Source organism: Nocardiopsis deserti, from assembly GCF_008638355.1.
In the GTDB taxonomy this organism is placed as follows: domain Bacteria; phylum Actinomycetota; class Actinomycetes; order Streptosporangiales; family Streptosporangiaceae; genus Nocardiopsis; species Nocardiopsis alborubida.
Map to the genome: position 1 here is coordinate 57,107 of NZ_VWVS01000001.1, position 21,071 is coordinate 78,177.

At 70.5% G+C, this 21,071-nt stretch carries 24 protein-coding genes; 5 read left to right on the forward strand and 19 right to left on the reverse strand.

Annotated features, from left to right (window positions below; all coding sequences use genetic code 11):
- Positions 1–135: 135 nt before the first annotated feature.
- The 3 genes from FYW99_RS09980 to FYW99_RS09985 all read right to left on the reverse strand — a co-directional run bounded on the left by FYW99_RS09980 (position 136) and on the right by FYW99_RS09985 (position 1,843).
- Complete coding sequence (locus tag FYW99_RS09980; protein WP_150251755.1) at positions 136–975, reverse strand: MHYT domain-containing protein; 840 nt, start codon at positions 973–975, stop codon at positions 136–138.
- Positions 976–1,014: 39 nt separating this feature from the next.
- Positions 1,015–1,152, reverse strand: a complete 138-nt coding sequence (locus FYW99_RS31725) for a hypothetical protein (protein WP_190394614.1) — start codon at positions 1,150–1,152, stop codon at positions 1,015–1,017.
- Between the two features lie 157 nt (positions 1,153–1,309).
- Complete coding sequence (locus FYW99_RS09985) at positions 1,310–1,843, reverse strand: TetR/AcrR family transcriptional regulator (RefSeq protein ID WP_150252228.1); 534 nt, start codon at positions 1,841–1,843, stop codon at positions 1,310–1,312.
- A 521-nt stretch (positions 1,844–2,364) separates the two neighbouring features.
- Between FYW99_RS09985 and FYW99_RS09990 the strand changes: the two genes are divergently transcribed.
- The 4 genes from FYW99_RS09990 to FYW99_RS10005 all read left to right on the forward strand — a co-directional run bounded on the left by FYW99_RS09990 (position 2,365) and on the right by FYW99_RS10005 (position 4,855).
- Positions 2,365–3,063 carry a carbonic anhydrase gene (locus FYW99_RS09990; RefSeq protein ID WP_150251756.1) on the forward strand — a complete coding sequence of 233 codons (699 nt, stop codon included), beginning with the start codon at positions 2,365–2,367 and terminating at the stop codon, positions 3,061–3,063.
- 483 nt (positions 3,064–3,546) lie between these two features.
- A complete protein-coding gene (locus FYW99_RS09995; protein WP_150251757.1) occupies positions 3,547–4,035 on the forward strand; it encodes a hypothetical protein in 489 nt (162 codons plus the stop codon).
- Positions 4,036–4,130: 95 nt separating this feature from the next.
- Positions 4,131–4,502, forward strand: a complete 372-nt coding sequence (locus tag FYW99_RS10000) for a hypothetical protein (RefSeq protein WP_150251758.1) — start codon at positions 4,131–4,133, stop codon at positions 4,500–4,502.
- A gap of 107 nt (positions 4,503–4,609) precedes the next feature.
- Positions 4,610–4,855 (forward strand): hypothetical protein, encoded by a 246-nt coding sequence (locus FYW99_RS10005; protein ID WP_019609838.1) that lies wholly within the window; start codon positions 4,610–4,612, stop codon positions 4,853–4,855.
- A 64-nt stretch (positions 4,856–4,919) separates the two neighbouring features.
- On the opposite strand, the gene FYW99_RS10010 is transcribed toward FYW99_RS10005, so the two are convergent.
- From FYW99_RS10010 to FYW99_RS10045, 8 genes are all read right to left on the reverse strand, one after another.
- Positions 4,920–5,924 (reverse strand): sugar phosphate isomerase/epimerase family protein, encoded by a 1,005-nt coding sequence (locus tag FYW99_RS10010; protein WP_150251759.1) that lies wholly within the window; start codon positions 5,922–5,924, stop codon positions 4,920–4,922.
- A gap of 33 nt (positions 5,925–5,957) precedes the next feature.
- Entirely contained in the window at positions 5,958–6,686 is a 729-nt protein-coding gene (locus tag FYW99_RS10015) for a hypothetical protein (RefSeq protein ID WP_150251760.1), read from the reverse strand.
- 202 nt (positions 6,687–6,888) lie between these two features.
- A complete protein-coding gene (locus FYW99_RS10020) occupies positions 6,889–7,761 on the reverse strand; it encodes a sugar phosphate isomerase/epimerase family protein (protein ID WP_150251761.1) in 873 nt (290 codons plus the stop codon).
- Positions 7,762–8,961, reverse strand: coding sequence for a substrate-binding domain-containing protein (locus FYW99_RS10025; protein WP_150251762.1), 1,200 nt, complete (start codon positions 8,959–8,961; stop codon positions 7,762–7,764). It abuts the gene before it with no gap.
- Between the two features lie 2 nt (positions 8,962–8,963).
- On the reverse strand, positions 8,964–10,061 hold the full coding sequence (locus tag FYW99_RS10030; RefSeq protein ID WP_150251763.1) for an ABC transporter permease: 1,098 nt from the start codon (positions 10,059–10,061) through the stop codon (positions 8,964–8,966).
- The gene (locus FYW99_RS10035; RefSeq protein WP_150251764.1) at positions 10,058–11,164 is read right to left on the reverse strand and encodes an ABC transporter permease; all 1,107 of its coding nucleotides are present in this window, start codon (positions 11,162–11,164) and stop codon (positions 10,058–10,060) included. The genes FYW99_RS10030 and FYW99_RS10035 overlap by 4 nt, the downstream gene beginning before the upstream one ends.
- On the reverse strand, positions 11,161–12,858 hold the full coding sequence (locus FYW99_RS10040; RefSeq protein ID WP_150251765.1) for a sugar ABC transporter ATP-binding protein: 1,698 nt from the start codon (positions 12,856–12,858) through the stop codon (positions 11,161–11,163). Before FYW99_RS10040 ends, FYW99_RS10035 begins: the two co-directional genes overlap by 4 nt.
- Positions 12,855–13,997 carry a Gfo/Idh/MocA family protein gene (locus FYW99_RS10045; protein WP_150252229.1) on the reverse strand — a complete coding sequence of 381 codons (1,143 nt, stop codon included), beginning with the start codon at positions 13,995–13,997 and terminating at the stop codon, positions 12,855–12,857. Before FYW99_RS10045 ends, FYW99_RS10040 begins: the two co-directional genes overlap by 4 nt.
- Positions 13,998–14,112: 115 nt before the next feature.
- Between FYW99_RS10045 and FYW99_RS10050 the strand changes: the two genes are divergently transcribed.
- Complete coding sequence (locus tag FYW99_RS10050) at positions 14,113–15,330, forward strand: ROK family transcriptional regulator (protein ID WP_150251766.1); 1,218 nt, start codon at positions 14,113–14,115, stop codon at positions 15,328–15,330.
- Positions 15,331–15,559: 229 nt separating this feature from the next.
- Here FYW99_RS10050 and FYW99_RS10055 read toward each other — a convergent pair whose 3' ends face one another.
- The 8 genes from FYW99_RS10055 to FYW99_RS32285 all read right to left on the reverse strand — a co-directional run bounded on the left by FYW99_RS10055 (position 15,560) and on the right by FYW99_RS32285 (position 21,068).
- On the reverse strand, positions 15,560–16,987 hold the full coding sequence (locus FYW99_RS10055; protein WP_150251767.1) for a DUF6177 family protein: 1,428 nt from the start codon (positions 16,985–16,987) through the stop codon (positions 15,560–15,562).
- A gap of 91 nt (positions 16,988–17,078) precedes the next feature.
- Entirely contained in the window at positions 17,079–17,513 is a 435-nt protein-coding gene (locus FYW99_RS10060; RefSeq protein WP_223838916.1) for a hypothetical protein, read from the reverse strand.
- 39 nt (positions 17,514–17,552) lie between these two features.
- Positions 17,553–17,738, reverse strand: a complete 186-nt coding sequence (locus tag FYW99_RS10065; RefSeq protein WP_223838918.1) for a hypothetical protein — start codon at positions 17,736–17,738, stop codon at positions 17,553–17,555.
- A gap of 54 nt (positions 17,739–17,792) precedes the next feature.
- Complete coding sequence (locus FYW99_RS10070) at positions 17,793–18,560, reverse strand: immunity 49 family protein (RefSeq protein ID WP_223838919.1); 768 nt, start codon at positions 18,558–18,560, stop codon at positions 17,793–17,795.
- Positions 18,561–18,846: 286 nt separating this feature from the next.
- Positions 18,847–19,302, reverse strand: a complete 456-nt coding sequence (locus tag FYW99_RS10075; protein ID WP_150251769.1) for an immunity protein YezG family protein — start codon at positions 19,300–19,302, stop codon at positions 18,847–18,849.
- A 104-nt stretch (positions 19,303–19,406) separates the two neighbouring features.
- Entirely contained in the window at positions 19,407–19,601 is a 195-nt protein-coding gene (locus tag FYW99_RS10080; RefSeq protein ID WP_150251770.1) for a hypothetical protein, read from the reverse strand.
- Between the two features lie 54 nt (positions 19,602–19,655).
- Positions 19,656–20,546: an immunity 49 family protein gene (locus FYW99_RS10085; RefSeq protein ID WP_150251771.1), complete on the reverse strand. Its 891-nt coding sequence runs from the start codon at positions 20,544–20,546 to the stop codon at positions 19,656–19,658.
- 60 nt (positions 20,547–20,606) lie between these two features.
- Positions 20,607–21,068: a hypothetical protein gene (locus tag FYW99_RS32285; RefSeq protein ID WP_223838921.1), complete on the reverse strand. Its 462-nt coding sequence runs from the start codon at positions 21,066–21,068 to the stop codon at positions 20,607–20,609.
- Positions 21,069–21,071 lie beyond the last annotated feature (3 nt).

Consider the following 21,071-nt stretch of genomic DNA (forward strand, 5'->3'; position numbering starts at 1 on the left):
TTCCATGACCTTGGTCCCATTTCGGTCGGGTTCCATGGATAGTAGGGAGGCCGGAGACTGGTGCGCCAGAGGTGTTCTCAAACGCGTGTGGCCTGATGTGGCCAGCGGCAACGCAGGGGAACAAGGACGCGACCCTCAGTTCCGCCGGGCCCACACGTCGTCGGAGCGGTGCCGGGCGGCGTAGGCCTCGGCGCTCTCCTCCGGGGGCGCGGAGGGGTCCTCCTCGAACCGTGCCGCGCGGTCCCGGCCCGCACCGGTGTCGTCCACGCCCAGCATCAGCAGCAGGCTGCACGCCAGGAGGAAGACGAACTGCCCGATGACGAGCGGCAGCAGCAGATCCGCGCCGGTCGACCCGGGCACGGGCCCCGCCCCCGCGGCCTCGTCCATCGTGACGTGCACGCCGAACATGCCGGTGTAGTGCATGCAGCAGACCGCGACCGCCATGACCGCGGAGGCGGCGAGGATGGCGAGCACCCCCCGCAGGCGCAGCGCGAACCAGAGGGCGACCGTCGCCGCGACCAGGGCGATGACGGCGGCCAGCACCACGTACAGCGGGTCGTGCCCCATGTGGCCGCGCATGTTGATGGAGGCCATTCCCATGTAGTGCATGGCCACGATGCCGGTCCCGGCGATGGCGCCTCCCGCCAGCAGCGACCAGGTGGTGCGCAGGTTGATGGTCAGGTGCAGGGCGACGCCCATGACCAGGACGGCGAGCAGACCGCTGGCCATGGTGAGCACGGGGTCGTAGCGGATGGCCGTTCCCGACACCTCGAAGCCCATCATCGCGATGAAGTGCATCGACCACACGGCCGTCCCGCCCAGGCAGACCGCGCTGAGCGACAGCCACGTCCAGTGGGGGGCGCCGGTGGTCCGGCGGGCCCGGGCGGCGAACATCAGCCCCACGAAGGAGCCGGTCACGGAGACCGCGTAGGCGATCGCGGGCGTCAGCGGCCCCTGGGTGAAGTGGTCGATCATGGGACGCCGCTCCGGAGGATGAGGGGGAGAAGAATAAGGTCATCCTAAGGAGCACTGGTCAGAGCCGGGACGCACACCGGTGAGGCCGCGGCGGCCGATCCCCGAACAGCGCTCGGCGCGGCCCCGTCCTTCGGGGATGCGGCGCACGGTGACCGCGCCGTCCGTGACGCTTGTCATGCGCGGGATGCTCGTGTGCGGGCCGCCGGGAGGAGCCGCGGAACGCGGCCGTGCGCTCGGGCGCGCAGCCCGGCGAAAGCGTTCCCCGGCCTTCCTCCGCTCCGGCTTCCGGGCCCGCCGACCCGAAGGCGCCTCCTCTGCCCAGGCCCGCGATTCCTCAGGCCCGCAGACCCGCGAAGGCGATCCTCGCCAGGGTGTCGGCGACCTCGTCGGAGCCCAGCCCGCGGTCCGGCTTGTACCACTCCGAGATCGAGTTGACCATGCCGAACAGCAGGCGCGCCGCGACCGCGGGGTCCACGTCCGGGCGGATGTCGCCGTCGGCGGCGCCCTCGCGCACCAGGTCGGCGACCAGGTGGTCGAACTCCCGGCGCCGCTCCAGCGCGCGCTTCTCCACCTCGGTGTTGCCGCGCACCCGCAGCAGCAGGGTCACGTGGGGCAGCTCGTCCACCAGCACCCGGACGCTGCCGCGCAGCACGTGCTCCAGGCGGTCGATGGCCGGGCCGGTGGTCGAGGCCTCCTCGCGGGTGACCGCGAACAGGGCGTCCATGGCCAGGTCCAGGGAGCGGCGCAGCAGCTCGGCCTTGCCGGTGACGTGGTGGTAGATGGCCGACTTGGTCACGCCCAGGGCGCGCGCCAGGTCCTCCATGCTCGTGCCGTCGTACCCGCGTTCGTTGAACACGCGCGCGGCCACGCGCAGGACGGAGTCGGCGTCGTGGCCGGGGCGGCCGGAGCGTCGCCGCCCCGCTGCCCCGCGGCGGGAGGGCGCTGGTTCGACAGGGGAAGATCTGGACACGGTTGTCGAATCTACCTGGTGGGAGCGGCCCTGTGGGCGGGGACGGCCGCAGGCGCGTCCTCAGCCACCGGGCCCCACGAGGATTTCTTAACGAACGGTCGGTTGGTAATGCATCCTAACCCGGACCCGCGGCGTCCCCGGGCGGCTCCTCCGTCCGGTCGCGCGCCGTGTTCGGGGAGGCACGTTTCGTCGGACTCGGAGAAGTCTGCGCAAAGCCGGAGGAAAGCCTCCGAGTCCGGCATTGTTCGAGTTCAGCGGCGCGGAAAGGGCGCTTTCGTATCCGTTCCGGCGTGCGCGCCGCGGTGAAGGACGTTAGGGGCGCGTTAAAAGCCCTTGATCCGGTTCGTGGTGCAAGAGTAATTTGGCCCTCGTTTGGCGGCAAAAGTCCACATTTGTCGACGTCAAGAATGAGACCTCACATGGCCATCACCCGTCGTAACGCACTGCTTGCCTCACTCACCGGAGGGGTCGGGGCCGCGGTCGCCACCGCCGCCTCCGCCCCCGCCTGGTCGGCCCCCATGCCCGCGCCCCGGCCGGGGGACGCCGCGGAGGCGCTGCGCCTCCTCAAACAGGGCAACAGGCGCTGGCGCCGGTACGACTCCCGCCACCCCAACGAGGACCGCGCCCGCAGGGAGGAGATGGCGCAGGGGCAGGCCCCCTTCGCCGTGGTCCTGGCCTGCGGGGACTCCCGTGTGGCGCCCGAGCTGGTCTTCGACCGCGGGCTCGGCGACCTGTTCACCGTCCGCTCCGCGGGACAGGTCCTGGACGAGTCCGTCCTGGGCAGTATCAGCTACGCCGCCGAGCACCTGGCGGTTCCGCTCATCGTCGTCCTGGGGCACTCCTCGTGCGGCGCGGTCACCGCGGCCGTGGAGGCCCACGAGACCGGAGAGGTCCCGCACGGCCACGTCGGCTACCTGGTGGAGGGAATCCTGCCGGTGGTCGAGGCCACCCCCGACGACGGCGGCGACTTCGTGGACGCCTGCGTCCGGGCCAACGCCGAGTACATCGCCGACCTGCTCCGCGTGGACGACGACCTGCGCGAACTCGTCGAGTCCGGGCGCCTGGACGTCGTTCCCGCCCGCTACGACCTGGAGACCTCCGAGGTCGTCTGGCTCTGACCCCGCGCAGCCCCGCGTTCGCTCCGACACGGACCCGTGCCCCCGGTCAGTCCCGCTCCCTCCCCGCTCCCTCCCCGCTCGTCTCCCCCGCCTTCCTCACGGGCGGCCGCTCCGCCCGCCGTCCCGCTCCCGCCTTCCTCCCGGGCGGCCGGTCCGCCCGCGGCCCCGCCGCCCCGCTCCGTCCACCCCTCACCGGCGCGACCCGGGTCCGAGGTCCCGAAGCCCCCTCCGGGGAGAAAAGGTGACCGCGCGCGACACTCCGCCCGATCGCCTTTCTTCGCGGGGCGAAACACGCGCCAGCGCCTCCTCGCTCTCCTTTCGGATTTCCCTCACCCCCTCCGGTCAGGCATAACATAATAAATCACTGAAAAGGCTGCGGTGTGAACGTCTGGCGCCTATTCTCGTGATGTCCGCAAAGGACAGTTAGCCTGATTCGTCGCGGGCCGACGCAAGTCACGGCCCCAGCCTTCGCAAAGGACCGACGTGCGCTTCGACCAGCAGTTGCGGGAGATGCTCCAGACGCCGGGGGTGCGCAGCGCCTGCCTCGTGGACTGGCGGCGAGGGCGCGTCCTCGCCCACGCCGGCGCCGAAGATCCGGCCGCGGACGCTGCGGCGATCCTCAGGGCCGTCCGGGAAGGGCCCCTGTGCGCCGACCAGCGGGTCGAGGACGTTGTCGTCACCGACACCGACCACCACGTGCTGTTCGCCGTCGTGGAGGGCTCCGACCTGTGTGTACGGGTGCGGATGGGCCGCACGGAGGGCAGCCTCGGCTTCGCCCTGCGGCGGCTGCGCGACCTGGTGCGCGCGGCGGGGGTGCCGCCGCCCCGCGACGACACCGACCGCCCGCCGCGGCGGGACCTGCCCCGCCCCGCCGCGCCGGCGGTCGCGTCCGTGGACCGCAAGGTGCTGGAACGCGTGCTCACCGCGCTGCGGACGCTGTCCGTCGACCGCCCCCGGCCGGTGGCAGCGTGACCGGTGGGCAGCCCCGCCGAGGCGCCTCCGGCCTGCGCCGCTGGATCGCCGACCGCGGGGCGCCGCGCCGACCCACGTCAAGGAGAGAGAAGGACATGCCGAACATCGAAGCCGGGCTCAAGGAAATGATGGAGATCGACGGGGCGGTGGGCGCCGCCGTCGTCGACTACAGCAGCGGAATGGCGCTGGGCACCCTCGCCTCCACCAACTCCCTGGACCTCACCGTGGCCGCCGCGGGGAACACCGAGGTGGTCCGCGCGAAGATGCGCACCATGGACCAGCTGGGGCTCAACGACGTGATCGAGGACATCCTCATCACCCTGTCCGGGCAGTACCACATCATCCGGCCCCTCACCAGCCGCAAGGGGCAGGGCCTCTTCCTCTACCTGGCCCTGGACCGCTCCCGGGGCAACCTCGCCCTGGCCAGGCACCGCCTCAAGGGCATCGAGGCGGACCTGGAGGTGTGACCGGGAGGGCCGTCCCGGCGCCCCCGTCCTCCCGGAGGATTCCCAGCCGGGGAGGCGATGGGGCAGAATGCCGGTGTCCGCCCCCCGGCACCCTAGGGAGACAGCACATGTTCCGGGTCGTTATCAGCCGTCTCACCGACAACGGACTGCGTGTCACCCCAGAGCAGAAGGACACCGCCATGTCCGTCCAGGAGGCGGTGTCCTTCATCCGCGAGCACCTGCCCGGGGTGGACACCGCGGCCTTCGGCGACAGCGCGGTGCAGGGTTCCGTCAACCGGGTCAACGACTTCCGCTGCGACGTCTCCACCGCGGACGGGGGGCACTACCGGGTGGTCATCGCCCCGATGATCTGACCCCGCCTCCCGGTGGAGGGGGACCCCCGGTACGCGCCGCCCCGCCGCCGCGCCTGGGCCCGGGTCAGTCCGACCCGAAGGCGGAGTCGAACGACGCCTCGGGAGGGTCGTAGGCGTGGGAGCGCACGAAGTCCACCGCCTCGGCCGCCCCGACCAGCCGGTCCATGCCCGCGTCCTCCCACTCCACCGAGATCGGTCCCTGGTAGTCGATCGCGTTCAACGTGCGGAAGCAGTCCTCCCAGGGCACGTCGCCGTGTCCGGTCGAGACGAAGTCCCAGCCCCGGCGCGGATCGCCCCACGGCAGGTGGGAGCCGAGCCGCCCGTTGCGGCCGTTGCCCACCCGCTTGCGGGCGTCCTTGCAGTCCACGTGGTAGATCCGGTCCCGGAAGTCCCACAGGAACCCGACCGGGTCGATGTCCTGCCACACCATGTGGCTGGGGTCCCAGTTCAGGCCGAAGGCCGGGCGGTGGCCCACCGCCTCCAGCGCACTCTGGGTGGACCAGTAGTCGTAGGCGATCTCGGAGGGGTGCACCTCGTGCGCGAAGCGCACCCCCACCTCGTCGAACACGTCCAGGATCGGGTTCCACCGGTCGGCGAAGTCGCGGTACCCGGCCTCGATGACGTCCTCGCCCACCGGCGGGAACATCGCCACGTACTTCCAGACGGCCGAGCCCGTGAAGCCCACCACGGTGGACACGCCGAGCCTGGCGGCGGCGCGGGCGGTGGCCCTCATCTCCTCGGCGGCCCGCTGGCGCACGCCCTCGGGCTCTCCGTCGCCCCACACCCGCGCGGGCAGGATGTCGCGGTGGCGGTGGTCGATCGGATCGTCGCAGACGGCCTGGCCCAGCAGGTGGTTGGAGATCGCCCACAGGCCCAGCCCGTGGCGTTTGAGCGTGTCCAGTCGGTCGCGCACGTAGTCATCGTCCACGGCGGCACGGGTGACGTCGAGGTGGTCGCCCCAGCAGGCGAGTTCCAGACCGTCGTAGCCCCACGAGGAGGCCAGGGAGCACACCTCCTCGAAGGGCAGGTCGGCCCACTGTCCGGTGAACAGGGTGACTGGTCGCGGCATGTTCGTCTCCTCCTGGAGTAGGGGGTTTGGTGGTCAGTGGTCGTGTCCGCCGCCGGTGCCCTCCCCGGCGTCCTCGGCCCCCGTGCCCTCCTCGGAGCCGTCGGGGGCGAGGGCGCCGCTGTCGGGGGCCGCGGGCAGGTACAGGTGGACGTGGCCGTGACCGGCGTCCACGCTGACCGCGTCCAGGTGCGTGGCTGCCACCGACCACGACACGACCGCCTGGTCGCGCAGTTCCATGGCGATGTGCAGGACGTCCATGCGCAGGTCCTCGTCCTGGACCAGGGCGGCCTTGGCGTAGGTGTCGACCGACATGGACAGCAGCCGGACGGAGGAGACCAGGCCCGCGTGCGCGGTCCGGTGGGCGCCACCGGACTCGGGGACCTCGCCGAAGTGCACCGAGGCGTCCTGGACCTCGGTGCGCCAGGAGTTGACCACCGAGGCCTCGGTCAGCTCCAGGGGCGGATGCGATCCGTCGGTGGGCAGGAACTCCTCCATGTCCTCCACCACGGGGACGAGTCCCTCGTGGGCCGTGCGGGTGTGGGCGAGCAGCGAGCCGACCTGTTCGGCGTCGGGGTGGTCCGCGGAGGCCTCCGGCGCGGCGGAGGCGCCGTTCGCGCCGTTCCCGCCGAGGAACACGACGGAGGCGACGGCGGCACCGGCCACCGCGAACGACACCCCGGTCAGCCACCAGGTGGCGGGGGTGTCCGCCACCGGGTCCGGGAACTCGGATCCGGCGGCGGAGGGGGTCTTGTGAGCGGGCATGGTGACGTCTCCTCGTGGGGATGGAGCCGCCCTACCTCAGTCAGCGCTTTCCGGCGAGCGCGGCACCGAGCGGGGGTGGTGGACGTTTCCTCCTGGCCCGGGGTCACCGTCGGCCGTGGTGCGGACACGGCGGCCGGTTCCCGTCCTCCGCGGGGCACGACCGCCCCTGTGCGGGCGGACCGGAGCCCCCGGGGAGCACTGCCTACCTGCACGGCGGCTCCTCTCGTCGGCTCAGGGCGCGAAGGAAGGCCAGGCCGTCGACGGCGATCGCGTCCTGGGTCGCCGCCAACGGTCGCCAGACGGAGGCCGCCGTGGCGATGCTGGCATTGTCCGCCGTGAACGACTCGATCACCAGGGGTCCTCCGTACCCCGCGTCGCCGAGCGCGCCGAGGATCGCGCTCCAGTCCAGGTGGTCGGCCCCGGGGGCGCCGCGGTCGTTCGCGCACACCTGCACGTGCGCCACCCTGCCCGCGGCGCGCCGCACGGCCGCCGCCACGTCCCGCTCCTCGATGTTCATGTGGTACACGTCCAGGGCCAGCCCGCAGTGCTCCGCGGGCAGGTCGGCCAGCATCTCCAGCCCCTGGTCCACCGTGTTGAGCACACTCGTCTCGTACCGGTTGAGCGGCTCCACCGCCAGGCGGACCCCCGCGGCCGAGCAGTGCCCGACCACGGGGGCCAGCGCCTCGGTCAGCTCCGCGCCGATCCCCGCCCGCTCGCGCGGGGACATCCGCCAGGTGCGGCCGACCGAGGCGTAGGCCGGACCGGCGGCGACGGGGGAGCCCACCGCCGCGGCCGCGTCCACGACCCGCCTGAGGTAGTCCTGCGTGGCCGAGCGGGTGGCCGCGTCGGTCGCGACCAGCTCCCGGCCCGGCCCCATGACCAGTACGACGCTGGCCGTCAGACCCAGCCCGTCCAGCAGGGCACGGGCGCGCCGGGGGTCCCAGTCGCCCGCGTTCTCCACGGGGAGCTCGATCACGTCGAACCCCCACTCCGCCACGCGGGGCGCGATCCGCTCCAGCGCGGCGTCGGTCAGCGGCGACGTCCACACCCAGGTGTTGACCCCCAGCGCGCGCATCTACCGGTCCGTCCAGGCCTCGGGGAAGCCCGGCAGGTCCTCGCCGCCGAACTTCGCGTAGTGCAGGGACGGCATCTCCGCGTTGCGCTCCAGGTACTCGTCCAGCTCGTCCTGGCGGACCGGCTCCTGCGGCAGGACCCACTCCGAGGGCACCTCCTCGCCGGCGAGGATCATGCTGGCGGCCAGGACCGGGGTCCGCCACTGGAAGTTGGAGTAGACGGGCGCGATCGCGGTGAGCTCCTCCTCCTGCCACTTGCGCATGAAGCTCAGCTCGTCCTCCCCGGAGATCACCGGGTAGGGTTGGCCCGCGTCCTCGAAGGCCTCCAGAGCCGCCACGGCGCCGTCCCCGGCGTCCATCCAGATGCCGTCGACCTCGCCGCGCTGGAGGTGCTGGGAGACCAGGTCCTTGATCATGGCGCCGTCGCCCTCGGTGAACTCGTGGCCGAGCACCTCCAGCTCGCTGTCGGCGAAGATCTCCTGGGCCGCCGCCCAGCGGTGTTCGAGCACGTCCACGCCGGGCAGGATGCGCAGCGCCAGCACCGTCGAGCCGGGCTCCAGCTCCTCGACCAGGAACTCGGCCGCGTCCGCGCCGTAGGCGTAGCCGCCGATCGGGTGGATGAACGTGACCATGCAGTCGCTGTTCACGCCGCGGTCGAAGACCACGACCGGGACGCCGCTCTCGCAGGCGGTCTCCACCGCCGGGGTCAGGGTCGCGGTGGTGGAGGGGGAGATGATGATGACGTCGCAGTCCCCGGAGTCCACGAAGGCCTGGATGTCGGAGATCTGCTGGTTGTCGTCGTCGGCGGCGTCCGACACCCGGAACTCGCCGATGCGCCCCTCCTCCTGGAGCGCCTCCACCTGCTGCTCCATGGTGATGAAGCCGGTGACGCGCCAGGGGTTGGACACCGAGGCGTTGGAGAAGCACAGCGTCGCGTCCTCGGGCGCGTCGTGTACGAACTCCGAGGTGTCGATCCACTCGGGCTCGATCGCCTGGAGCCAGGGCTGGTCCTCGGGGCCCTCCGGGGTGATCTCGCGCTGGGCCAGCTGGGCCTCGAACTCGGCCTCGTCGAACCACTCCCCGTCGGGGGTGAGCTCGGCGCCCGCCTCCTCGGGGGCGTCGGTGGGGGCGTCCGTCGTACACGCCGTGAGCGTCAGGGTCAGGCCGGCGGCGCCGGCGAGCAGCACGCGGGGGACGCGCATGGTTACCTCCTGGAAGTGCCGAGCGGCCGCTCGGTCGGGTGGTCCGGTCGCCGTCGCAGGCGCTCCGGCAGTCGAAGGTCGCCCCGGCGGGCGGCGTAGGCCACCGCGGCGATGATGATGAGCCCCTGCACCGTGGGCTGGAGCGTCGAGGGCAGGTACAGCTGGTTGAACAGCGTGAACAGGGCCTCCACGGTCAGGGCGCCCAGGACGGCGGCGACCACGGTGCCGCGCCCGCCGCCCAGCACCACCCCGCCCAGGACCACCGCGGTGATCGCGGTGAACTCCAGCCCGTCGCCGACCTGCGCGGTGACCCCGGCGTAGCCGCCGATGAGGACGGCGGCGACGGTGGCCATGAGGGAGGAGCCGACGAAGGCCGTGGTGCGTACCCGCCACACCCGCACCCCCGAGAACCCGGCGGCGACGTCGTTGTCGCCCGTCGCCACCAGGGAGCGGCCGTAGGGCGAGCGCATGAGCACCACCGCGCCCGCCGCCAGCACCAGCGCGATGAGCAGCGCCCACGGGATCTCGCCGAGGACGGGCACGCCCTCGATCCCGTGCCGCCCGAACACGCGGAAGGACTCCGACAGGGCGCCGGTGGGGGCCCCGCCGGTCCAGTAGCGCACGGCGCCGAACAGGATGAGCATCGTGCCGAGCGTGGTGATGATCGACGGCACCCGCAGCAGTGTGGTCACCAGGCCGTTGACCAGGCCCACGACCAGACCGAAGACCAGCATGACGCCGATCACCGGCAGGGTCATGGCCTCGTCGCCGTCGATGAGGCGGGCCGCGACCACCACCTGCGCGCCCACCAGGGACCCGACCGACAGGTCGAACTCCCCGGAGACGATCACCAGGTACTGGCCGATGGCCAGGATCACCAGCGGTGCGGCCTTCTTGGCGAAGGCCATCAGCGGCGGCCCCTCGAAGAACGAGGGGTTCTGGGTGGCGATCACCACGAAGATCAGCGCCAGCAGCAGGGCGACGGTCGCCGTGCCGCCCCGGCCCAGCGCGGCCAGCGCCGCCAGCGGACCCGGGCCGCGCGACTCGGGCCCGCGCGGCCCGACCGGGCCGCGCGCGTCCTGGGTGGGGGTCGGGGTCATCGACGGCCTCCGAGGGGTTGCGGTGCGGACCCCGGCCCGGGGTCCGGATCGGGGGCGGCCCCGGTGTCCGGGGCGGGCCGCGGCACGGGGGAGGGCGGCGCGCCGCCGGAGGGGAAGCGCGTACGCACGGCGGGGCGCCCGCCGCGGGCGTAGACGGCCACGGCGGCGATGACGATGACGCCGCGCAGCACGTCCTTGACGAACGGGTCGACCGCCAGCACGTTGAACACGGTGTCGAGCGTGGCGAGGATGAGCACGCCCGCCACCGTCCCGGCCACGCCGCCGCGCCCGCCGAGCAGGTAGGTCCCGCCCAGCACCACGGCCGCGATGGCCTCCAGTTCGTAGCCCCCGGAGTAGACGGTGGCGCTGCCGGTGCCGAACCGGGCGGCCAGCAGCAGGCCGGCCACACCGGCGGTGACCGAGCACAGCACGTGCGCGGTGACCGTGGGCACCCCGGAGCGGACCCCGGAGAGCCGGGCCACGTCGGCGTCGCCGCCGACGGCGTAGATGTGGTAGCCCATCCGGGTGCGGCTCAGGAACAGCACCGCCGCCACCGCCACGCCCAGCATGACCAGGGTGGAGACGGGCAGCACGCCGATCCGGGTGTAGCCGAAGGCCTGGAAGGCGGTGGGCACCGATCCGGCCGGGCCCTGGAAGTTCGTGTCCAGGTAGCCCTTGATCACCAGCCCCATGCCCAGGGTGGCGATGAAGGGGTTGACCCGCAGCCCCGTGACCACCAGCCCGTTGACCAGTCCGATCAGCGCGGCCAGACCGAGCGCGGCGGCCACGCCGAGCACGATCCGGGAGGGGTCGCCCGCCATGGTGGTGGCCGCGACCACGGTGGACAGTGCGGCCACGTAGCCGACCGACAGGTCCAGGGAGCGGCACAGGATGACGAGGGTCATCCCGATGGCCAGGAAGCCCAGCAGGCTGCTGCGGGTCAACAGGTCGACGGTGTTGGCCGTGGTGAGCAGGTTGCCGCCCCGGGCGGCCACGAAGGCCGCGCTGACCGCGAGCAGCAGCACCAGGGCCAGGTAGACCAGGCCGGTGGTGCCCGTCCGGGCGCGCAGGCTCCGGAGGAGCGAGGTCGGTGGGCGTGTCACGGGGCGGCCTCCTCGTGCCGTGCGGGGGAGCCGCCGCCGTCGGTCCCGGGGGACGGGGCGCCGGGGGAGGCGTCGTCGGACGAAGCGCGGGGGCGGCGGGCGTCCGTCCCGTTCTCCTCGGGGGCGGGCGGGGTGGGACCGCCCGGGTGCGGCGACCCGGTGGCCGGGTCCTCCCCGGTGGCCGGTACGGCGGATCCGCCCGGGTGCGGAGATCCGGTGGCCATCGCCATGACCGCCTCCTCGGCGGCCCCGCCGGGCAGCTCGCCCGCCACCCGGCCGTCCCGGAGGACGACCAGCCGGTCGGACATACCGATCAGCTCGGGCAGCTCGGAGGAGATGAGCACGATCGCCACGCCGGTCGCCGCCAGCTCGCGCATGAGCCGGTAGACGGCCTGCTTGGCGCCCACGTCGATGCCGCGCGTGGGCTCGTCGAGCACCATCACGCCGGGTTCGGCGGCCAGCCACTTGGCCAGCACGACCTTCTGCTGGTTGCCGCCGGACAGGTACCGGACCTCCTGGTCCTGGCCGCCGCGCGCCACCAGCTCCAGTGAGGAGAGGATGCCGGGCAGCCGCCGGGCCCCGCGGGCGGAGCCCAGGGGCCAGACCGCGTCCAGGACCAGGCGGCCGTTGGCCGCCACCGACTGGTTCAGCGCCAGCCCCTGCGCCTTGCGGTCCTCGGTGACCAGCACCAGCCCGGCGCGTACCGCCGTGCGCGGCGAGCGCGGATCGACCCGCCGCCCGTCCACGCGGACCTCGCCCCGGGTGAAGCGTTCGACGCCGAAGAGGGCGTGGGCGACCTCGGTGCGCCCGCTGCCCTGGAGCCCGCCCAGGCCCAGGATCTCGCCGCCGCGCACCTCGAAGCCGATCCCGTCCAGCTGGGTGTTGCCGCCCGCGTCGACCGACAGCCGCACCCGCCCCACGTGTTCTCCGTGCGGCTCCAGGCGCTCGGGGAAGACCGCCGAGACCGGGCGTCCCACCATCTTGCGGACCAGCTCGGCGGGACCGATCTCGCTGGCGGGGACGGTGTCGACCAGGTGGCCGTCCTTGAGGACGGTGATGGTGTCGGCCAGGTCGAAGATCTCCCGCATGCGGTGCGACACGTACAGCACCGCCACACCGCGTTCGCGCAGGCGGCCGATGATCCGGTAGAGCACCTCCACCTCGTGGTCGGCCAGCGCGGCGGTCGGCTCGTCCATGGAGATGATGCGCGCGTCGTGCGAGAGCGCCTTGACGATCTCCACGATCTGCTGCTCGGCCACCGACAGCGACCGCACCCGGGCACGGGGGTCGATGCCCTCCAGGTCGAGTTCGGCGAGCAGCTCGGCGGTGGCCCGCTCCATGGCCCGGCCGTCCACCAGGCCGCGGCGGCGGATCTCCCGGCCGAGGAAGACGTTCTCGGCGACGGTGCGGTCGGGCAGGAGGTTGAACTCCTGGAAGACCGTGGTCACGCCCGCGCGCTGGGCCTGGACGGGGTGCTCGAAGGAGACGTCCCCGCCCTCCAGTTCGACCGTGCCCCCGTCCGCCCGGTGCACCCCGGCCAGCACCTTCATCAGGGTGGACTTGCCCGCGCCGTTCTCGCCGACCAGGGCGTGCAGCTCACCGGGGTGGAGTTCCAGGTCGATCCCGTGCAGGACGCGCACGCCCAGGAAGGACTTGGTGATGCCGCTCATGCGGAGCAGGGGCGGGCCGCTCATGCCCCGTCCACCTCCGGCACGTCGACCCAGCGGCGCTCCCGGGCCGAGGCCAGGACGGCCTCGGCCAGGACGGCGGCGCGCAGGCCGTCGGCGAACACCGGCAGGCCCTCGGGGGTCCGCCCGGCGACGGCGGCCCCGGTGTCGGCCACGAGCGCGTTGAAGCAGTCCTGGTAGCCCTGCGGATGGCCGACGGGGGTCGTGGACAGGCGCGCGGCGTCGGCGCTCAGTTCGGGGTCGTCGCGGCTGATGGTGCAGGTGCGGCCCCGGCCGCCCGCCCAGAGGGTCTCGGGCCGCTCCTGGTCGAACAGCAGGGTGCCCTCGGTGCCGGAGACCTCCAGCACGAGCCGGTTCTTGCGGCCGGGGGAGACCTGGCTGATGACGGCGCTGCCGACCACGCCCCCCGCCGTGGAGAACTGGAAGGTCACCAGGTCCTCGGTGGCCACCGAGCGCCCGGCGCGGGTGTCGTTGATCCGCGAGGTCTGGGCGCTGACCGAGGTGATGCGGTCGCCGGTGACGAACTCCAGCATGTCGCACCAGTGCGAGCCGATGTCCCCGAACGCGCGGGTGGGGCCGCCCAGTTCGGGGTCCACCCGCCAGTTGTCCTCGTCCGGGTACAGGAGCCAGTCCTGGAGGTAGCCGCCGTGGGCGAGGCTGACGCGGCCGATGGAGCCCGAGGCCACGCGGGCGCGCGCCTCGCGGGCCATGGGGTGGAAGCGGTAGGCGAAGGGAACGACGGCGACCCGGTCGGCCTCCGCCGCGGCCCGGACCAGCTCGCGGGCGGTGTCGGCGTCGGTGGCCAGGGGCTTCTCGCACACGACGTGCTTGCCGGCGGCCAGGGCGGCCAGGCTCAGCGGCGCGTGCAGGTGGTTGGGCGTGCACACGTGGACCACGTCCACGTCGTCGCTGCGGACGAGTTCGAGGGCGTCGGCGTGGGCCCGGGCGAGGCCGTGCGCGGTGCGGAACTGCTCGGCCTTGTCGGGGGAGGAGCCCGCGACCCCGACGACCTCGCCTCCCGCGGCGCGGACGGCGTGGGAATGGACCCGGCCCATGAAGCCGGTGCCGATCACCGCGGCGCGGTAGGCGTTGGGGGCGGTCGACCCGGGATCCGCCGCCTCACCCAGGCTTGTGACCTTACTCACTGACATGCTTCGAACGGTACGCCGGACTTCTGTCGATCGTCAAGCAAAAGTCGTAGGATCTATCTGCAATAGGCGGATGACGGACAGTCAATAGATCCTGTGCTTCACTGTTCGCATGACGGAAGACGCGCTGACCCATGCGGAGGGACGACCCGGACTGGCCGTCGCTCCGACCACCGCACCCGGTGCGGGCACCCTGCTCCGACTCCTGCGCGACGGCCGACCGCGCACCCGCTCGGAGCTGGCCTCGGTCACCGGTCTGGCCCGCTCGACCGTCACCCAGCGCGTGGACGCCCTGCTCGCCAGCGGACTCATCGGGCCCGCCGGGGAGGCCGTCTCCACCGGGGGCAGACCGCCCACGACCTTCTCGTTCCAGCCCGAAGCCCGCGTGGTCCTGGCCGCCGACCTGGGCGCCACCCACGCCCGCCTGGCCCTCACCGACATGTCGGGGACCGTGCTCGCCGAGGAGCGCGCCGACCTGGACATCGCTCTGGGCCCCGAGCACGTCCTGGACTGGGTCGTGGACCGGGGCCGGGGCCTGCTGGAGGGCGCGGACCGGCGGGTGGACGAACTGCTCGGCCTGGGCATCGGCCTGCCCGGCCCGGTCCAGCACACCACCGGGCGCGCGGTGAACCCGCCGATCATGCCGGGGTGGGACAACTTCGACGTGCCCGGCTACGTCCACGACCGGCTCGACGTGCCGGTCCTGGTCGACAACGACGTCAACATCATGGCGATCGGGGAGCACCACACGGCCTGGCCCGAGGCCAGCCACCTGATGTTCGTCAAGGTCGCCACGGGCATCGGCTGCGGCATCGTCAGCGAGGGCAGCGTCTACCGGGGCGCGCAGGGCGCGGCCGGGGACATGGGGCACATCCACGTCCCCAGCGGCCACGAGCGGCCCTGCCGCTGCGGCAACACCGGCTGCCTGGAGGCCGTGGCCAGCGGCGCCGCCCTGGCCGCCGCGCTCACCGCCGAGGGAGTGCCCGCGAGCGGCGCCCGCGCCGTGGTCGAGCTGTCCCGCAACGGGTCGGTGCCCGCCCTGCGCGCGCTGCGCCAGGCGGGCCGCGACATCGGCGAGGTGCTCGCCGCGTCGGTGAACATGTTCAACCCGTCGGTCATCGTCATCGGAGGCGCGCTCGCCCTGGCCGGGGACCACCTGCTCGCCGGGGTGCGGGAGATCATCTACCAGCGGTCGCTGCCGCTGGCCACCGAGCACCTGAGCATCGTCTCGTCCGTGGCGGGGGAGAGCGCGGGCGTGATCGGCGCGGCGGTCATGGTGATCGAGCACTGCCTGAGCCCCGAGCACGCCGACGCACTGATCAACGGCTGAGCCGGGCAAGGCCCGCGGTCCCGGACGGGGGCCTCAGGGCGGGACCCGGACCGTGCCTCGGCGCACGGAGCCGCCCCGGGACGCGGGGCGCTGGAGTGCGGGTGCTTTGTCAGCGTGTGGACGCGCTCGCGCACCCTGAGCGCTCCGCCAGGCGCCGGGCCCGGACGCGTCCTCGGTTCTGGGGTGCTCTGTCAGGGCTCGGACGCTGGTGCGGGCCTCGGGTGTTCCGTCAGCGTGTGGACGCGCCTTGGGGGTCGAGGTGCTCCATCAGCTCCCGGAAGCGGCTCCAGGCGTCGGGTTCCACCCCGTCCCCGATCCGGTACCAGACCAGTGGGGCCATGGGCGGACCGAAGGCGACGCCCGGCACCGGCGCGGCCAGCGCCCGCTCCCGTCCCGCCTCCAGTACCCCCTCCGGTCCCACGGCCAGCCCGACCGGGACGGACACGCCCGCCCACCGGGGCGCGTACGTCAGGTCGGCGCGCCCGAGGGCACGGTGCACGGTCATGCTGCGCAGACCGTCCCGCGCGGTCAGCTCGTGTACCAGCGGGTCGAGGGCGTCCAGGTCGGGCGCCTCCCCGGGCAGGTGCCCCACCGAGAACAGGATCCGCTCGCGCACCCCCGACGGCGTACGCGACACCCGCAGGCTCCCCGCCAGGGGGCGCGCCCCCTCCTCCCGGACGCCCTCGGGCTGCCCGGCGAAGGCCAGCAGGGTCTCACCCGGGGAGCGGCGCCGCGCCATGGCCGTGACCCGCTCGGTGTCCCACGCCCGGGTCAGCGGCTCGGAGACGCCCCACACCGCGGGCGGACCTCCGGCCAGACGCTCGGCGAGCAGTTCCACGGTGGTGCCCAGTTCCAGGCTGTCGCCGACCGGGTGGTCGACGCTCAGGTCCACGTGCAGGTGGGTGCCCGGTTCCTCGTCGGCCGACGCTCGGAAGGCCTGGTTGGGGCCGTCCTCCGCGTTCACCCCGGGGTCGGGCACGAAGCCGGTCTCCGCGTCCCACACCAGCGGCAGACCGTTGAAGCCGTCGTAGTAGCGCCCGTCCGGGGCGCGCACGACCCACGTGGCGCGGGGTCTGCTCAGGAACCAGCGCAGCGCGTGGGTGATGACGCTCGTGGACGGGGTGACCACCTGGAGGCCCCGCCCCTGGCGGCCGTGCTCGGCCAGCGCGTCCACGAACCAGCTGGACAGGGGGACCACCGGCCGGTCCTGCACCAGGACGGCGTTCGCCCCGGTCACCGTGCTCACCGCCGGGTGCTCGGTCGCTCCCAGCAGGTGCGCGTCGTCCCGGGGAAGCCGCGGCTCCGGTTCCCACACCGCTCCGCCGTGCCGTTCGACCAGGCAGCGGGCGAACCGGCTTGCCGTCGCGGCCGTGTCGGTGTCCGCCAGTTCCGTTCCGCGGACCTCGACCCACAGCGGCTGCGCGGGCAGGTCGTCAGCGATCCCGTCGTCCAGGAGGCGGTCGGCCTCCGCCGACACCGCGAGCCGCTGCGCCGCCTGCATGGCGATCACTAGGCGGTCGGAGTCGTCGCGCAGCTGCACCACGGTGCCCTCGGCCACGAGCCGGACCCGCAGCTTGGGTCCGGCGGCGACCAGCGCGTCCAGGAGGGAGCGGCGGCTGGGGCTCTCGGCGAGGAGGGCGACGACGTCGTGGCTCAACGGGGTTCCTTCGCGGGGGTGGGTCGGTGGGAACGGTGCGGTGGGGTCGGTCGGGGCCTGGCCGGTCAGACGGGGAACTCTCCGTGCCAGATCAGCCCTCGTGTGCCTGGCGGATTCTCTCCCGAAGCCAATCAGGGATTTTTTCTTCCGGCCTGGGGAATTTCTTTAGATCCACGTAGTAGGTGTAGGGGTCGATCTCGAACCCGAAGTCGGGTTCGTTATCATAGTCGAAGTCGACGTAGTACTTCTGGTCGCTGGTGATGGTGTACTTGAGACTGAACCATGTTCCGGCGTCGTTCCGGTGCATTCCAGAGCGCAGGTCCGTAAGAAGCTTTTCCGAGCCCATGGGAAGGGTGGGGTAGAAGAATTTCCCATTGGTCGCCGTGGCGGTCATGGTGCTTCCGCTCATCCTGTGCGTGGCAGAGAAGTACATTTCTATTCTTGCCCATGGTTGGCTGATGGAGTCAAGGATTGATATTCCAACACCTCGAAGGATGGCGTTCTCTTCTTCTGGGTTCAGGTTCATTTTCCTCTCTAGGTGGTTGTTGTAGGCGGTCGGCCTCCGCTATACCGCGAGCCGTTGCGCAGCCTGCATGGCGATCACGAGGCGGTCGGAGTCGTCGCGCAGTTGCACCACGGTGCCCTCGGTCACGAGCCGGACCCGCAGCTTGGGTCCGGCGGCGACCAGCGCGTCCAGGAGGGAGCGGCGGCTGGGGCTCTCGGCGAGGAGGGCGACGACGTCGTGGCTCAACGGGGTTCCTTCGTGGGGGGGCAGGGGCGGTGCGGTGGGGCAGGGACTGGCCGGTCAGATGGCGAACTCTCCGTGCCAGCTGCGCTGAAGGATGTGCTTGGGCAGGTAGTCCGAGCTGAGGTCGGGGTTGAAGTCCGGGGCGAGCTGGTTCATGTCGTAGGCCAGGCAGGCGATGCCGAGCAGGAACAGCGGGACCGCGCCGTTGACGTCCTTGGTGCGCTCCTCGTCGGCGGTGTAGTAGTCGTGGAAGAGCTGGATTCCTTGCGCCATGGCTTCGTCGAACTTGGCGGTGTCGTGTTCGGCGAGCCGGTACAGGGCGTTCATCGGGGGGAAGACGAACGTGTTCAGGTTCTCGGCGCTGCTGATCTCGGCGTGGTCGGGGTCGGAGAGCCGCATGGCCTCGTAGAGGTTGTCGCCGAGTTCGGGCCGGTTGAGGATGAAGTCCTGGAGGGCGGCGACCCAGGGGTAGATGTAGTCGTCGTAGCCTCCGCCGTCCCGTTCTCCGGCTTCCTTGAGGAAGGAGACGGGGATCTGGCACAGGGAGCGGACGCGGTCCTCGTCGCGGCAGGTGATGGCGAGGAAGAACGCGGTGATCCAGGTTCCCGCGTCGCTGGTGGGACCGGGGTCGATGGCGTCAAGGGTGCGCGTCTTGTGGTTGATGAGGCGTTCGACCGTGCTGTCCGGGGGCGCGGTGGACATGGCGAAGACGGCTTCCGAAACCTGCATCCAGGTGGTCCAGGCCTCCCAGGTGACCAGCTCGGAGGCGTCCGGGTCCATGGCGAGGGCGATTCTGGCGCCGAGCGCCATCTCGTCTAGGGACATACCCACAGAGAAAGGCACATCCACCATATCGGCGATCTCACTTTCGCGTTCCTCTTCTATGTCCTCCAGAAAGTTCATGTACCCGGGTAGGCTCGCATCATGCCGGATGTGCTGGCGAGCATGGAACATGGTTTCGCTACCACTTTTCAAATCCATGGGTTGGGTTTCGGTGAACACCTTGGCGTCGGTAACGCCCCCTGGGGTGTTCGCAGGGTTCAGAAAATCTGGATCCAGAAGTGTCGCGGACTTCGTTCACTGCTGCTGAGGTCAGAGTTCCAGACCTGAATCAAGAAGGACTTTCCTCTCGGTCGATGATCTCCTGGGCTTTGGAGATCTCGTCTCGCAACCAGTCGGGAACCTGGTCGAAGGGGCGGGGGAATTCGTTGAAGTCATTGTAGTACGTGCGTGGATCGAGGTCGAAGGGGAACTCGGGTTTGGAGTCGTAGTCGTAGTTGACGGTGAAGTTGCCCGGTTGGGTGATGATGTACTCAGCGGCATACCAGGTTCCTGTATCTTCCCGGTGCATTCCGGATCGAAGCTTTTGCAGCAGCGATCCTACTTCGCTGGGAGGGGCGTCCGCCTTATGGGTACCTCCTTCATTGTTCGTCAGGTAGAGCTTGGTAGAAGCAGCGGAACTGGTTGCCGAGTATTTTACCGTGATTTCCTGCCAATCGCTCTCAATTGAGTCCAGGATGAGCCCACCGATCTCTTGCAGGATTTCGTGTTGTTCCTCGGGTGTCATGCGAAGGTTTCCTTGGCCAGGCAAGACGTGGCTAGCAGGATCACCGGAAACGTGCCCTTGACGTCATTGGTGTGTTCCTCGTCAGCGGTGTAGCAGAAGTATTCTTAGGCATATGAAATGGCCAGGGAAAGTTCGCTGTTCAAGGCGTCTCCGTTGGCGGTTTCCGTTTTCAAAGAGGCCGAACAGGCTTCGACGAGGCTGGAGAAGTTCACCTTGATGCGCCGCCAGTCTTGTTGTGCGTCAGAGGCGATGATCCGCACGATCTCCAAGAGCTTTTGTTGTTGCTCTTTGGCTTCCATGAGGAAATCTCTGGTGTCCGGTCGTGGAGTATTCGTCGGGCGGGTCCTGGCCGGTCAGATGGGGAACTCCCCGTGCCAGCTGCGCTGGAGGATGTGCTTGGGCAGGTAACCGGATTCGACGTCGAAGTGGAAGTCGGGATCCTGCCCGGCGGTGTCGTAGGCCAGGCAGGCCAGGGCCAGAAGAGGAATGGAGGTTCCGCCTTCGATTGACTTGGCGCGTTCTTCGTTGGCGGTGCGGAAAGAGCGGAACAGCTCCAGCCCTTCTGCCAGAGCCTCGTTGAACTTGTCGCTGTTGCGCCGCACCAGATGCATCAGGGTGTTCAACGGCGGGAAGGTCAGCTTGTTGAGGACCTCGGTGGTGCCGATCTCCGCGTTCGCGGGGTCGGACAGTTCCATGGCCTTGAGGAGGTTTTCTCCCAGTCCGGGCCGATTGAGGACGAAGGCCTGCAAGGCTTCGACCAAGTGGTAGATGTAGGGGTTGTACTGGCTTCCCAGGCTTTCCCCGGCCTGGCGCAGGGTCTCGACGGGAATCTGGCACAGGGAACGGTAGCGTTCCTGATCGCGGCAGGTCACCGCCAGGTAGAACGCGGTCAGCCAGTTGCTGGCGTTGGTGAAGTAGTCGGGTTCGACCGCGGTCAGGATGTGTTCCTGATGGTTGATCATCCGGGTGAACTGGGTACCCGGTTCGGTGGTGGAGACGGCGAGAGTCGCCTCGCTCATCTGCATGTAGGTGACCCAGGCCTCCCAGGTCTCCAACCTGTCCACATCAGTGTCCATGGACAGACACAACTCGGCCTGGTCTTTAACCCCACTTAGAGGGCCTCCTGCGTCAAAGGGCGAGTCGATCAGCCACTGCACATAGAACTTACGCCTTTCGGGGACCTTGGCGATGAACTGGGGATAATTGGGATTGCTGATGTCGTGGCGCTCGATGTGGAACGTCAATCTCTGAGTTTTTCTTGAAGATGCGGCCGAGGCTCTCCGAGGTAGCGTCGCAAGGAAAGCTCAGCTTCCGCGGTTGGAATCTGCCTCATCGATTTTTTCGCGCAGCCAGTCGGGCATGAAATCTGCATTGCGAGGAAATAGTTTCACCTCTCGTGAGTACTCACGCAGATCGGGATCGAAGAGGAAATCAGGATGTTCGTCATAGTTGAATTCGGTTCGGTACCTTCCTTCGCTCCAAAGCTTTATCTTAAAGGAAAACCAAGTTCCTTCTCCTGGTTTGTACATTCCGGCTCGGAGCTTCATGCACTTCATTCCGGAGTCGGGTGGCAGGTCTGTCCTGACGATTTCCCCGCTTTCTTTCTCTACCTCAACCATTTCGTTGGCATAGCGGCCCATGATTCTCACGTGGTAGGTTGCCGAACTCCAGTCCTCAGGAAAGTAGGGAGGGAGACTGGAGGCGATTTCAGTGATTGACTCCTGTTCGTCAAGCGGTCCCATGTGGCCTTTTTGTGGTCCGTACATAAT

Coding starts and splice junctions, on each gene's coding strand:
- FYW99_RS32285 (WP_223838921.1), bottom strand. CDS start 21,068: ATGTACGGACCACAAAAAGGCCACATGGGACCGCTTGACGAACAGGAG.
- FYW99_RS31725 (WP_190394614.1), bottom strand. CDS start 1,152: ATGACAAGCGTCACGGACGGCGCGGTCACCGTGCGCCGCATCCCCGAA.
- FYW99_RS10050 (WP_150251766.1), top strand. CDS start 14,113: ATGACGGAAGACGCGCTGACCCATGCGGAGGGACGACCCGGACTGGCC.
- FYW99_RS10075 (WP_150251769.1), bottom strand. CDS start 19,302: ATGACACCCGAGGAACAACACGAAATCCTGCAAGAGATCGGTGGGCTC.
- FYW99_RS10060 (WP_223838916.1), bottom strand. CDS start 17,513: ATGAACCTGAACCCAGAAGAAGAGAACGCCATCCTTCGAGGTGTTGGA.
- FYW99_RS10020 (WP_150251761.1), bottom strand. CDS start 7,761: ATGCGCGCGCTGGGGGTCAACACCTGGGTGTGGACGTCGCCGCTGACC.
- FYW99_RS09980 (WP_150251755.1), bottom strand. CDS start 975: ATGATCGACCACTTCACCCAGGGGCCGCTGACGCCCGCGATCGCCTAC.
- FYW99_RS10080 (WP_150251770.1), bottom strand. CDS start 19,601: ATGGAAGCCAAAGAGCAACAACAAAAGCTCTTGGAGATCGTGCGGATC.
- FYW99_RS10030 (WP_150251763.1), bottom strand. CDS start 10,061: ATGACCCCGACCCCCACCCAGGACGCGCGCGGCCCGGTCGGGCCGCGC.
- FYW99_RS10040 (WP_150251765.1), bottom strand. CDS start 12,858: ATGAGCGGCCCGCCCCTGCTCCGCATGAGCGGCATCACCAAGTCCTTC.
- FYW99_RS09990 (WP_150251756.1), top strand. CDS start 2,365: ATGGCCATCACCCGTCGTAACGCACTGCTTGCCTCACTCACCGGAGGG.
- FYW99_RS10010 (WP_150251759.1), bottom strand. CDS start 5,924: ATGCCGCGACCAGTCACCCTGTTCACCGGACAGTGGGCCGACCTGCCC.
- FYW99_RS10070 (WP_223838919.1), bottom strand. CDS start 18,560: ATGTCCCTAGACGAGATGGCGCTCGGCGCCAGAATCGCCCTCGCCATG.
- FYW99_RS10000 (WP_150251758.1), top strand. CDS start 4,131: ATGCCGAACATCGAAGCCGGGCTCAAGGAAATGATGGAGATCGACGGG.
- FYW99_RS10015 (WP_150251760.1), bottom strand. CDS start 6,686: ATGCCCGCTCACAAGACCCCCTCCGCCGCCGGATCCGAGTTCCCGGAC.
- FYW99_RS10025 (WP_150251762.1), bottom strand. CDS start 8,961: ATGCGCGTCCCCCGCGTGCTGCTCGCCGGCGCCGCCGGCCTGACCCTG.
- FYW99_RS10005 (WP_019609838.1), top strand. CDS start 4,610: ATGTTCCGGGTCGTTATCAGCCGTCTCACCGACAACGGACTGCGTGTC.